Source organism: Fulvivirga imtechensis AK7, from assembly GCF_000331535.1.
Classification (GTDB): Bacteria; Bacteroidota; Bacteroidia; order Cytophagales; family Cyclobacteriaceae; genus Fulvivirga; species Fulvivirga imtechensis.
The window spans coordinates 21,017-34,425 of the sequence record NZ_AMZN01000081.1 but is presented as its reverse complement, the minus strand read 5'-3'; the positions used below and the strand labels follow the sequence as shown (position 1 = coordinate 34,425).

Annotated in this window: 10 protein-coding genes; 7 read left to right on the top strand and 3 right to left on the bottom strand. The window is 42.5% G+C overall.

Features of this window, described 5'->3' with window-relative positions; translation table 11 throughout:
• Window position 1 precedes the first annotated feature (1 nt).
• The 7 genes from C900_RS28790 to C900_RS21710 all read left to right on the top strand — a co-directional run bounded on the left by C900_RS28790 (window position 2) and on the right by C900_RS21710 (window position 6,386).
• Complete coding sequence (locus C900_RS28790) at window positions 2-532, top strand: hypothetical protein (RefSeq protein ID WP_009582389.1); 531 nt, start codon at window positions 2-4, stop codon at window positions 530-532.
• A complete protein-coding gene (locus tag C900_RS29475) occupies window positions 525-695 on the top strand; it encodes a type II toxin-antitoxin system antitoxin (RefSeq protein ID WP_009582388.1) in 171 nt (56 codons plus the stop codon). The genes C900_RS28790 and C900_RS29475 overlap by 8 nt, the downstream gene beginning before the upstream one ends.
• Before the next feature lie 30 nt (window positions 696-725).
• Window positions 726-1,511 (top strand): hypothetical protein, encoded by a 786-nt coding sequence (locus C900_RS21730; protein ID WP_009582387.1) that lies wholly within the window; start codon window positions 726-728, stop codon window positions 1,509-1,511.
• A gap of 6 nt (window positions 1,512-1,517) precedes the next feature.
• Window positions 1,518-2,213 (top strand): alpha/beta fold hydrolase, encoded by a 696-nt coding sequence (locus C900_RS21725; protein WP_009582386.1) that lies wholly within the window; start codon window positions 1,518-1,520, stop codon window positions 2,211-2,213.
• A gap of 5 nt (window positions 2,214-2,218) precedes the next feature.
• Window positions 2,219-2,635 (top strand): ribonuclease E inhibitor RraB, encoded by a 417-nt coding sequence (locus tag C900_RS21720; RefSeq protein ID WP_009582385.1) that lies wholly within the window; start codon window positions 2,219-2,221, stop codon window positions 2,633-2,635.
• A gap of 101 nt (window positions 2,636-2,736) precedes the next feature.
• Window positions 2,737-5,667 carry a leucine--tRNA ligase gene (locus C900_RS30710; RefSeq protein WP_009582384.1) on the top strand — a complete coding sequence of 977 codons (2,931 nt, stop codon included), beginning with the start codon at window positions 2,737-2,739 and terminating at the stop codon, window positions 5,665-5,667.
• Window positions 5,667-6,386, top strand: coding sequence for a hypothetical protein (locus C900_RS21710; protein WP_009582383.1), 720 nt, complete (start codon window positions 5,667-5,669; stop codon window positions 6,384-6,386). Before C900_RS30710 ends, C900_RS21710 begins: the two co-directional genes overlap by 1 nt.
• Here the strand turns inward: C900_RS21710 and C900_RS21705 are convergent.
• From C900_RS21705 to C900_RS21695, 3 genes are all read right to left on the bottom strand, one after another.
• Window positions 6,376-7,326, bottom strand: a complete 951-nt coding sequence (locus C900_RS21705) for a DMT family transporter (RefSeq protein ID WP_009582382.1) — start codon at window positions 7,324-7,326, stop codon at window positions 6,376-6,378. The two genes, C900_RS21710 and C900_RS21705, sit on opposite strands and share 11 nt — an antisense overlap.
• Before the next feature lie 792 nt (window positions 7,327-8,118).
• A complete protein-coding gene (locus C900_RS21700) occupies window positions 8,119-10,524 on the bottom strand; it encodes an ABC transporter permease (RefSeq protein ID WP_009582381.1) in 2,406 nt (801 codons plus the stop codon).
• 87 nt (window positions 10,525-10,611) lie between these two features.
• Window positions 10,612-12,987 (bottom strand): ABC transporter permease, encoded by a 2,376-nt coding sequence (locus C900_RS21695; protein WP_040497274.1) that lies wholly within the window; start codon window positions 12,985-12,987, stop codon window positions 10,612-10,614.
• Between the last annotated feature and the right edge of the window lie 422 nt (window positions 12,988-13,409).

The following is a 13,409-nucleotide window of genomic DNA, read 5'->3' as shown; positions in this document are numbered from 1 at the left end:
TATGGCCTATTTTAAAGAAACCCAAAAACTCAACCAGGTATGGCTATGGGTACTTCTAATGGCCGTTACAACGGCTGTTGTATCATTATTAAGCTATCTTCTCTATATGCAGCTATACCAGGATGAGCCTATTGGAAGAAGGTCGCTATCCGATAATCAGTTGATCTTGTTATGCACAACAGTGTTAGTGATCATGACTATTATTGATTGGACTATCCTGTCAGGTAAATTAGAAGTAGAAGTAACAAGCACGGCCGTTAGGTACAGGTTCTTTCCATTCATACCTGGTTGGAAAATATTGAAAAGAAAGGATATTGCCAATTATGAAGTACGTAAGTTCAATTTACTAAAGGATTTCGGAGGCCGTGGCTACAAGAGCAAACCCGGAAGTGGTAAAGCAATTAGTGTAAAGGGAAACAAAGGCTTGCAACTGACCTTAAAAAATGGAAAAATATTACTTTTGGGAACTCAAAAGCCACGAGAGATCAAACAAGCAATGGACAGATTAGTAAAGCAACCTCACTATGGCTAAGAAAAAGCCTTTTGTACTACGATTAGACCCTGAGCTACTTCAAAAGGTTGAAAAGTGGGCTGCTGATGAATTCCGCAGTACCAATGGTCAACTGGAATGGATCATTCATCAGGCACTGAAAGATGCGGGAAGATTAAAGAAAAATAGCAAAAGCGACAATTAATTATATTTTTGTAGCTAAACGAGAAAAGTTATGAAATGTTTGTCGATCATCCTGCTTTTTCTGATTTACGCATCACTTACTTTTGGTCAGGACTATGTAGTTACTGTACAAGGCGATACCCTAAGAGGCACAATACACATACTATTACCCACAGAAACACACGAAGAAATAGCAATAGACACAGGAGAGAAGAATGAAAAATTGAAAGCCTTCCAACTCCTTGAGCTGAATAAAGACGGGGTACAATACCGGTCTGTCAAATTTGGGAAGATTTATAAGATTATGGAAGTGAGGACTAGCGGATATCTCAGCCTTTTTTATTTCAGGTCGGAAAACCAATACTCCTTTGGCTCTCCCTACCTGCTCAAAAAAACAGGTGAAGGTATTGAAATATCTACCTTGATGTTTAAGAAAATGATGACTGGTTTTTTGAGCGACTGTCCTGAAGTGGCGGGAAAAATTGAGGATAAAACTTATAAAAAGGGGGATCTTAGTCAAATAATATCCGAATACAATCAGTGTATCACCAGTCAAACTAAAGCAGCTTTTAACTCGTCTGCACCTGAAAGCACGGAGCCGGCCACTAAAATTTCCTCGGATAATCCGGCTATAGGAAGTATCCGAAGTATTAAAGAAGAGATCAAACAGGCCCGTGTAGAGGCCAGCGACATCGTGACATTGTTAAATGATGTGGAGCAGAAACTTTCAAAAGGTGATAAAGTGCCTTCCTACATGATCTCAGCACTGAAAGATCAGGCTGCGGAGTTTGATTTTATTATTGACGATGTAAACAAGCTGATCGAGCTCATAAAATAATACTTTATGTCTAAGAAAAACCTGCTTTTACTGCATGGTGCGCTGGGTAGCGCAGCACAACTGGCCCCGCTTAAAGAGGAGCTTTCCTCTCATTTTGACAATATACAAAGCCTAACCTTTTCCGGTCATGGCGGACAATCGCTAAATAGTATTGACTTTAGTATTGACACATTCACCAAAGATGTGATCGCCTTCCTTGATGAGCGTGGTATAGACCAAACGGATATCTTTGGTTATAGTATGGGCGGATACGTAGCACTGAACCTGGCATTGCTTCACCCTACTATGGTTGGCCGTATCTTTACATTAGGAACTAAGCTGGAGTGGTCTGCTGAGATCGCGCAAAAAGAGGTGAAGATGCTGAATGCAGAAAAAATTGAAGAAAAAGTGCCTGCTTTTGCGAAAATGCTCGAACAACGTCATGCTCCTGTCGGTTGGAAAGAGGTACTACAAAAAACGACCTCCATGATGATTAACCTTGGAAACGGAGCCGCTTTGTCCTTCGACCGGTTTAAAGACATCCGGCAGCCGGTAGTGATCGGTATAGGCGATGAAGACAATATGGTGACCATGGAAGAGTCAGAAACTGTTGCCAACCTACTTCCCGGTGGTGAACTCAGGGTTTTCAAGGGTTTTAAACATCCGTTGGAGCAGGTGGATGTGAAAATTTTGGCAGAGGAGATCAAGCAGTTTGTTAGCTGATGTTAATGCCTGACCTTATCGATCACCTGCAAAAGAAATTTAAACAGTTTCTAGACTACAAAAGACAGAAATCTGAAGCAAAAGAGCATTTTCTGTCAGTTATGAAGCGCTTCAAGTTTTTAGATAATGCCTGCAAGGAAGTAGAGTTTTTCTTTTATAGTGAGTGCGAAGAACGTGCGCAGTCATTAAAGGAAAGTTTGGTTAAGCTACATTATTTTGCAGAGGTACACCCCTCGCACAATCAATGGCTAATCACAGGATATACCCCCGAAATGGATATAAATTCCGAGGCCTTTGATCAATGGGTAGAAAAAATGTGTGAAATCAGCTATTTGCATGATGCTGCCTTTGATGGCTATGGTGTGATCTGTGACAATCCATATGATGGCGAATATCCTTTTCAGGAAGAGCGGCAATCCTAATGATTAAATCTCAGCCATCCAACTCCTCAACTTTTTACTCACCCCATCCCTGAATTGCCAAGAAATTTCTTAATTTTGCGGCTTCTAAAAGAAACAGAACGATGGCAGAATACCCCTTCAACGAGATTGAAAAAAAGTGGCAAAAATACTGGGCTGACAATAAGATCTATAAAGCCGCGGTAGATCCTTCCAAACCAAAATTCTACACCCTGGATATGTTTCCCTACCCATCCGGTGCAGGCTTGCATGTAGGGCACCCACTGGGGTACATTGCTTCTGATATTGTATCGCGATTTAAAAAACTCAAGGGGTACAACGTACTTCACCCGATGGGGTTTGATGCCTTCGGACTGCCTGCTGAGCAGTATGCTATTCAGACAGGCCAGCACCCTGCCATCACCACTGAAGAAAATATAAAAAGATATAAAGAGCAGCTTAAAAACATAGGCTTTAGCTTTGACTGGGACAAAGAAGTGCAAACTTCCGATCCTAAATTTTATAAATGGACGCAGTGGATCTTCATGCAGTTGTTCGATAGCTGGTATAATAAAGCATCGGATAAAGCCGAGCCTGTAAACAAACTGATTGCCATCTTTGAAAAAGAGGGTAATACTCATGTGCATGCTGTTTGCGATGAAAATACACCTCTGTTCAGCGCTGGCGAATGGAAAGGATATTCTGAAAAAGAACAACAGCAAATATTATTAAAGTATCGCCTGTCGTACCTGGCGGATACCACTGTAAACTGGTGCCCCGCATTAGGCACTGTGCTTTCCAATGACGAGGTAAAAGATGGTTTTTCGGAGCGTGGTGGACATCCTGTGGTAAAAAAGAAAATGATGCAGTGGATGATGCGCATCACTGCCTATGCCGAACGCTTGCTTCAGGGTTTGGAGATCATAGACTGGCCAGAGCCACTAAAAGAAATGCAGCGGAACTGGATCGGTAAGTCCATTGGCGCAGAACTGGATTTCAAGGTAGTTGACAGAGGTGTAGACATTACTGTGTTCACCACACGTATTGACACTGTATTTGGCGTTACTTACCTGGCCCTGGCTCCTGAAAGCGACCTGGTACAACAATTGGTGACCGAAGATCAGCGAAAAGAGGTTGAAGAATATGTAGACGTAGCTAAAAACCGTTCTGAGCGTGAAAGGATGACTGACGTCAAGCATGTTACTGGAGCTTTCACAGGCTCTTATGCCACGCATCCTTTCAGTGGAGAAAAAATACCCGTTTGGGTGGCAGATTATGTACTGGCGGGATATGGTACCGGTGCCGTTATGGCTGTACCTTCGGGTGATCAGCGGGATTATGATTTTGCAAAGCATTTTGGATTGCCCATTGTTAACATCAACGACTCTGCCAATATCGAGAAATCGGCCGACCCTACTAAGGAAGGAAAGATCATTAATTCTGACTTTTTGAACGGTCTTAGCCCTTTGGAGGCAATGAAAAGAGGTGTTGAAGAGTTGGAAAAAAGAGGTATTGGCAAAGGAAAGGTAAATTACCGCATGCGCGATGCCATTTTTACCCGGCAAAGGTACTGGGGTGAGCCATTGCCCGTATACTTCAGAGAAGGTATGCCCTATCTGATGGATGAATCTGAACTGCCGGTAGTATTACCTGAAATCGACAAATACCTGCCTACCGAAGATGGTGCGCCTCCATTGGGGAGAGCCGAAAACTGGCAAACTAAGGAGGGTTATCCCATCGAATTGAGTACAATGCCCGGCTGGGCAGGCTCAAGCTGGTATTTCTTCCGATATATGGATGCTCATAACGACAAGGAATTTGTGAGCCAAGAAGCACAGCAGTATTGGGAAAGTGTAGACCTGTACATTGGTGGTTCCGAACACGCAACAGGCCACCTGTTATATTCCCGTTTCTGGACCAAATTCCTTTATGATATGGGATATGTCACGGTAGATGAGCCGTTCAAAAAGCTGATCAACCAGGGTATGATCCAGGGACGCTCAAATTTTGTGTATAGGTTGACCTTGACTTATTCTATGCCTGCTAAATCGGAAGGAATTGATAATCCTGAGATATTTCTATCCAAAGGCGTGGTTGACCGGATCAAAAAATCGATTATTACCAAGGCTGAAACTGATATAATTCATCGCCTGATCTCAGAAGGGCTGGATAGCTTCAACAAGAAGCATAATACTGATTTTGTCCCGCAAGAGATCAACTTCAATAGCATCTCCCCTATTCATGTAGATGTCAATATTGTTGATAATGACATATTGAATGTAGAGCAGTTCAGGAATTGGAGGGCTTCTTATGAGGACGCAATAATTATCACAGAGCCTGATCGTCAGTATATCTGTGGCACTGAAGTAGAGAAAATGTCCAAATCAAAATATAATGTTGTCAACCCTGACGATATCATTGAACGTTATGGCGCTGACACGTTAAGGCTCTACGAAATGTTCCTCGGACCACTAGAGCAGTTTAAACCATGGAATACCAATGGCATAGATGGTGTTTTTAAATTTTTGAGAAAATTCTGGAACCTCTTCCATGATAGTGACGACAACTTTACGGTTTCTGACGGGGAGCCGACCCAGGAGGAATTAAAAGTACTTCACAGAACCATCAAAAAAGCACAGGAGGATATTGAGCGCTATTCGTTTAACACCTCGGTGAGTGAGTTTATGATCTGTGTTAATGAGCTTTCAGCATTGAAATGCAACAAACGTAGTATACTTGAACAACTCGTTGTAGTCGTTTCACCCTACGCACCCCACATAGCTGAAGAACTATGGCATAAACTCGGGTATGACACCACCATCACACAGGCTGCCTATCCGCTTTTTGATGAAACTTATCTGACAGAAAACCAACATGAATATCCGATTTCCGTTAACGGTAAAATGAGGGCAAAAATGAGCTTCCCGACCGATATGCCAAGAGAAGATATCGAAAAGCAGGTATTGGCTTCGGACGCCATACAAAAATGGCTAGAAGGCAAGTCGCCTAAAAAGGTGATCGTTGTGCCCAAAAAGATCGTGAATGTAGTTGTATAATGAAAAAAAGTTACTTCGCCTTTCTTCTATTGGCTTTGTCGTGCGTCACTGCTTTCGGGCAGGAAGAAGATTACCCGTATTACAAAAAGGACTGGCAGGACACCATTCCGAAACAAGAGGTACCGGTTATAGAGCAACGCACCAAAATTCGGAAGTATGATGAACCCGGGGACCTGAAAGGATCCATCAGTGTCGGACTAGGGATCATCAGCCCCGATGATGTAAATAACTACATCAGAAATGATCTCAGCTCCAGAGGGATATCAATTATCAGTGGTAGCTCTGATATGACTTCCGCCCTGATGGCAGGAATCCAGTTATACTATGTGGTAACGCCTAAACTACAGGTAAAGGGTATTTTTGATTTTGCTATTGGCATCAGTTCCACCGAACTAATTAACCAAAGTGACTTTGTCACCTATACGGCCACCAGAATATCGGCCGGAGTGGGCGCTAACTACTACTTCGGGGCAAAGCGTATCAACCCGTACATAGGAGGGGCCATTTTCTTTCATGCACTGAGCTTTGAAGGGTATAAGGGGACTACTGTAGGGCCAAGAGCTGAGCCAGGGGTGGCATTTAATTTCGGTGAACGGTTCAAAATGGAGGCATTCCTGCAATTGGATGTTGCGGAAGCTTCTGCCGAGAAACTGAGTCAGTCCATGACGATTGATTTCAGTTCCCTCAATGCAGGTGCTCGTTTCTTATTTAGGTTGTAGCTGATTTTTCTGTTTTTCCGGGCATGGCTGCTTGGGCTTTTTTTCCACCAGTAGCTGTGGTCACCAATAGTATACCACCTATTACCACCACCGCACCGAGTATTTGCATGTAGGTCAGGCGTTCATCCAGAAAAATGTTAGCTAATATTATTGTTGATATTGGTCCCATACTACCCAGGATTGAGAAATTAGAAGCTCCCATATGTTTGATGGCAAAGGATATAAGGTATGATGGTATAACAGTCGATATCATCGCCATTAAAAAACCAAGTGCATACACCTCTTTAGGATATGCGAGTATATCGTCAGTGCTTGTAAAGCTATAGTGTAGTACCACACAAACACAAGAAACGATCATAGCATATGAGGTAAAAGTAACGGCACCGAATTTGGGGATGAGATAACCGCTGCCTACCAGGTAAAACGCGTAGGTAAGTGCACTTAAAAACACCAAAAAGCCTCCCAATAAGACTTCTCCACTGTTTTCCACACCTAATTCTTCTCCAAAAGTAATAAAAATACCTATGTAGGTCACAATTATTGCCAACACCTGCACTCTGGTGGGTATCTTTTTAAAGAATATCCAGGTAATAAAAAGCACCAGCGTGGGATAAATAAAAAGAATAATCCTCTCAAGACTAGCCTTAATATACTGCAAACCCATAAAATCAAACAGGCTTGCCAGGTAATACCCTATAAAGCCAAAGGTCAACAGCCACAAATAATCCTTTTTTGTTATCTCTTCCGGTTTGAACGGACGCTTGATTAGCGCTATAATGAGATACACAGGAAGGGAAAAGGCCATGCGCAGTAACAGCAACGGTACCGCAGAAATTTCATACTGATAAGCCAACTTGACGATCACTGCCTTGGCGGAAAAAAATATGATCCCCATTAGCGCCAGTGTAACTGCTATAACCTGAATTTTGGGTGATTTCATCTGAAGGTGTTTCAGGCGGTAAAAATAAGATAAAAGTTACATAACATCGCCAAGAGCGTGTAGAATAGGTGATGTGGCCGTATCACAATGGGTGGTACTTCCAGTAATGTTCAGGATAGAAGAGCCACCAGCTTTGGAAAGAGTAGTAATGGAGGATGACTTTAGTGAAGATGACCACTAGCAGATCATCATTATTTAGATCTGTTAGAAAACTATTGTCGCCATCGGTAGGAATCGAAACGATCCCCTTTTAATGCACGCTAAAGGAGAGGGGCTTCGTTACCGATGACGGCTTTAAAAATGGAGCGAAGCAAACGTCTCTGCGAGCGACTGAAAGGGAGCGCGGCAGTCCCCTAAATTGAAAGAACGGTTAAAGTCGTGAAGTAGTATAGTTCGCGTTGTCGATTGGGGCATTGCCACGTCAATGTCATCTTCCTTTTGTCAGATGACATCTCCTCCCAACATAAAGCTCGGGGCAGGTCGCAATGACGGCTAAGATCATCATGCTGAATAATACGTCATCGGTAGGAACGAGGGAACTTGCTAAGAAGCATAGATCAAACGACTTAGTAAGATGCCTCCAAAGTCGGCATGACAACTTTTTTATTGGAGTCAGACCTTAAACTAAAGACTATCCACCGATAACATGGCCAATATACTTAACCGCAGAGGTAAGCAGAGAGGAACAGAGGAACCAGGAGGAAATTCTCAGTTGCCTCAGCGTTTTCTCTACGAATCTCTGCGGTTAGAACTACCCGTTAGCTGTCATAAAATGTCCGGCCTTCTGTCATTTTATTCATACCTCAGAGACCTCACAGGATTGACCTTCGCAGCCTTTAGTGACTGGTAGCTCACCGTAAGCCAGGCAATAACGAATGCTACAATTCCACTCAATGCAAAGATCCAGATGCTAATATCTACCCTGTTAGCAAACCCGTTCAGCCATTGATCCATTGCATAATAAGCAGGATAAATAGACAAAATAAATGCTATTACCACCAGCTTGGCAAACTCTTTCGACATCAGGGAAGTCACGCTCCATACACTTGCGCCCATTACCTTTCTGATGCCTATTTCCTTGGTTCGTTGCTCAGCCATAAAAGCAGCAAGACCAAATAAGCCAAGACAGGCAATAAATATGGCAATCACAGTGAATACAGTAAATACCTTGCCCAGTCGTTGCTCTGCCCTAAAAAGAGCATCGTAGTCTTCATCTAAAAATGAATACTGTAGTGGTTCACCGGGAGCATAGGCCTCCCAACTGGCAGCTATAGTTTTTATAACCTGCTCAGGTCTCTCTCCCGAGAAGCGGGTGTAAAGAATATTACCCTCTTTGGTCAGTTGCAATACCAAAGGCCTTACATTCAACTTCAGGCTTTCAAAATTAAAGTTTTTCACCACCCCGATTACATTCATCCGCTTTGGTTCATCACCATTAAAGTTGATGATCTTTTCTTCCAGCGGATTATCCCAGCCCAGCTCTTTCACGGCAGCCTCATTAAGCACAACAGCCATAGAATCCGAGGGGAAATCCCTGGAAAAGAACCTGCCCTCTACCAATTCAAAACCTAATGTCTTCATATGATCATAGTCACCAAAGTAGGTAGCCATAATGTGATCGTGCTCATCGCCAACCGCCCTGAAGATGGTAGTATTGTTCACTCCTGGCACCATATTATTTGAAAAACTGGTACCCAAAACTGCTGTACTGGCATCAAGATTGTTTTTAAAGGCCATCTTGTTCTTCTCCAGTCTATCTGTGTCTTCAATGATCAGGATGTGTTCCTTGTCGATGCCCAGGTTCTTATTCTGGACATACTGCAACTGCTGGTAAACAATAGCAGTACAAATAATGAGTACGATCGATATCCAGAACTGGAAAGTAACCAAAAAACTACGGATACCTCCACTCTTCATTCCCGCTCTTAATTTCCCTTTCAGCACCTCCGTGATCTTGAAACTGGTTAAATAGAAAGCAGGGTAGCTGCCGGCCAAAATACCCACAAATAATACAAGAGACACCAGGGTAATCACGATCATTGGTTCACCAAGAATATCAATTGTCAAAGTTTTGCCCGATAGCAGGTTAAAATAAGGAAGTAACGTATAAACTACAATTAATGCCATCACCGCGGCTGACACAGCATACACCATAGACTCTGTCAGGAACTGAGCGATCAGTGTACTTCTAAACGATCCCAGGGTTTTCCTTAAACCAACTTCTTTTGCTCTTCCTGCCGACTTGGCTGTGGTCAGATTCATAAAGTTGATACAAGCGAGCACTACAATAAACAAACCAATACCACCCAAAATAAACACATAGGACATGTTGCCGGCAGGCTCCGGTTCGTCCTGTAATTCTGAATGTAAGTGGATATCATACATGGGCATGCTGTAATATTCATAAATACCCCCCTCGGCTCTGAATTGCTCCAGCGATTTACCCATGAACTCCTGTAATACGGGGGTAACATTACGCTCCATAATAGGCTCCAGCTTAGCATCTACACTTTTGGCAGTGCCTTGCTCATTAAGTACATAGTAGGTCCACAGGCTGTTGCTCAGCCAGTTGGTCTGGTTCATCCACGGAAATGTACTGGAGGATAACAGGGCATTAAACTTCAGGTGAGAATCCCCCCTGGAATTCTCCATGATACCGGTGACTTTATATTCTGATTTATCATTTCCAATGGACAGCGTCTTATCCAGGGCCGTCTCCTCCCCAAAGTACTTTCTGGCCAGATCTTCACTTAGAACAATACTGTTTGGATCCTTCAACACGGTGGCAGGATTACCCGCAAGCAATTGAAAACTGAATACACTAAAGAAATTGGAATCTGCTGCCATTATTCCTTCTTCATTAAATGCCAGGTCTCCATTTCTGAATATCCACTCACCCATATTATTTACCCGAGTTGATTCCTCCACTTCCGGAATTTCTGCAACCAGCGCTTTTGACATAGGGAAGCTGGTGTTGGTGGTGTATATCTCCTGCCCCCCAAGCTTCCCATGCAGATTTATCCTGTAAATACGCTCACCTTTAGCATGGAAGTGATCGTAATTCAGTTCATCATAAATATACATAGCAATAAACAAGCATCCCGCAATACCAATAGTAAGGCCGAGTATATTAATGATCGAGAAGAACTTGTGTTTTGTGATGTTGCGCATGGCAACTTTCAAATAGTTTTTGACCATAAAAATAAAAGTTGATACTGTTCTAAGTAGTGGCTTTAAGTTAAGACGCGGCTGCATCATGTGAAGTTACAGCCGAGTAAAAAATATTTATTCATCCCGGAGTGTATTGACCGGGCTCATGGAAGCAGCATTATAAATTTTGAAACCAACTGTAATAGATGAAACCACTGTAATGAGGATTACACCTGCAAAGAAGGTTAAAATATTGGCTCCTGTGTAGTAAGTCCATATACTTGCCATCAAAGAATCAACCATATAATAACCGGCCGCAGACCCTAAAATTGCCGCCAGGATCAGGATGATGACAAACTGTTTGTTCAGATGACGGGCAATATTTCCTATGGAAGCACCAAGCACTTTCCTCACCCCTATTTCCTTCATCCTTTTAATAATATTCAGAGACACCATACTGTACAGCCCCGAAGCTGATAGTAGTGTAGCTATAATACCAAGGAAAATAAATAGCTTTAAAATATTGTTATTCACCGTAGCTGCCTCCTGAAACTCCTGGTCAATAAGACGCCCGTTGTAAAGTCGGTTTGGAAATACTTCTCGCCACTTTTCTTCCATGAACTCGTTAACAGCGATCAGCTTTTTTGCATCTGTCTTTACAAGTATACGGCTATACTCTTCCGGCTTATTCAATTTCAGCATAGTAGGCTCCACGGGTTGCCATAAACCCCTGCCATAATAATCTTTGAATACCCCCACAACATAGAGCTGGATAGTATCTCTCCAAACGATTTTCTTTCCTATGGCATCATCCCAGCCAAAAGCCGAAAGTACTGATTCGCTTACGATCACAGATTCCTTTCGGTCTGTCTCCGAATCTTTCTTGAAATTGCGTCCTTCCAGCAGGGTCATTCCCATAATATCCATGTAGCCTTCACTTACCTCCATAATATCTACCTCCCTTTCAATATCCTCATGCTTTACAGGATCATTGTAGTAGCTGGACATAATGTGATGTTTGGTGCCTACAATATTCTCAATGTCGCTACTTTCTATGAGAGCATTTTTGTACACCTCAAACTCATTTTCACCATTGATATAGGTATAAACAATACCTTCCTTTTTAAAACCGTAGTCAAGCTCCTGCTGATATTTAGCATTTTGAATAAAAGCCACTGCTGAGATCAGCGCTATCAATGAAATACTGTACTGTAGTGTAAGCAGCGCCCTGGTAAAGAAGTTAGTGCCTCCAAACTTAAAAGTACCTTTAAGGATACTCGTCGGCTCGAACTTGCTGATATAGAATGCAGGGTAGCTGCCGGCCAAAAGACCAGTAAACATGAGCAAGCCGAACATAAATAGAAAGAAGCCGGCATTGCTCAGGTAGTTCATATCCAATTCAAGAAATTCCCACATCTGATTGTATGCAGGAACCAATATTTCAGCCAGGATTATGGCAACTATCCCCGCCAGCAGGCAAAGTGTCAGGTTTTCCGTCAAAAATTGTATGATCAACTGCTTTCTTCTGCTGCCCATTACTTTGCGAATACCAATTTCCTTAAGCCTGCGGCTCGACATGGCTATAGCGGTGTTGGTGAAATTAAAAATGGCTAATAGCAGCACAAGAAAAGCCATAACAGCGGGAGCTACCACCGCAGCAGTCGGAAGGCTGCTCCGCAACCAGTGATTTCTGACGTCCTCTCTTTCAGACCTGATCGCCAACCCTTTGAAGGGGTCGAGGTAGAACTGTGAAACCTGAAAATCCTGCCGGGCCTGATTCTGATGGGGTACATATTTCTGCAACTCCTTTTCGATAAAAGATATTTTAGATTTATCAGTCACCTCGATCAAAAGCGTATTCCACCTGTCCCAGCTATCTTCTTTGATTTTATTATAGACCTCAAAGTAGTTATCAAAATGAGTAACAGCATCAAATACAAAACTGGAATTAGGAGCTATCTTCTCAAATACACCCCCCACAATATATTCACGGGTGCCACTATCAAGTACATGTGTGATCTGTTTCCCTAGTGCTTCCTCTTCGCCAAAATATTTTGTAGCCAGCTCACTACTGATGAATATTTTTGATTTGTCGGCAAAATCCGCCTTCACACCCTGTTTCAAGGGAAAGGTGAAAAGATCCAGAAATTTCTCATCAGCATAGCTAATCCTCGTCCTGAAAAGATCATCTTTTATGCGAACATTCCCACCATCAGGAATATATCGAACCACTGCGCCTACTCCTGAAATATTATCCCTGATCAGGTTGCCTACTGGCATGGGTGATATACCATTTTTCATTTTTTGTCCTTGAAAATCACGAATGAAATTCACCCTGTAAATGTCTTCCGCATTCAGGTGCTGCTCATCATAACTAGCATTGTAATCATAATTGAGATAAGCCACAATGCAGCAGGCCATGGCAATACCCATTCCGAAAACATTGATAAACACGAAGATTTTACTCTTCCAGAGGCTTCTGAGTGTGATTTTGAAGTAGTTTTTAAGCATAGTTGTATCATTTATTTTGAGTCTGCCTGATAATCAGGCAGTTTGACCTTATTTGCAAAAGACTACAAAGTAGAGTGAAAGGTTGCTTTTCACTACTATAATTTTTGACCGGGTACTTTGTATTGCATAATACGTATTCAAGATAAATTATGTTACAATTAAAATTTTTGTGGATAATGACATTACGGAAGAAACTGAGGAAACAGAGATCACAAACTACCACGTCATCCTGGAATTTTCGCAGCACAGCGAAGAAAATATTCAGGATCCCCTTGATCAGAGGTAGATTCTGAAGCCCGGGTACTGCCGCGAGCTGGGAGATCCCGGATCTGCCTCCCAGTGGGCCATTGCTGTATGTCCGGGATGACGATAGTGGGGTATTTAATAATTCATTGATTATCAGAATCTAGTAAAAACTTGTC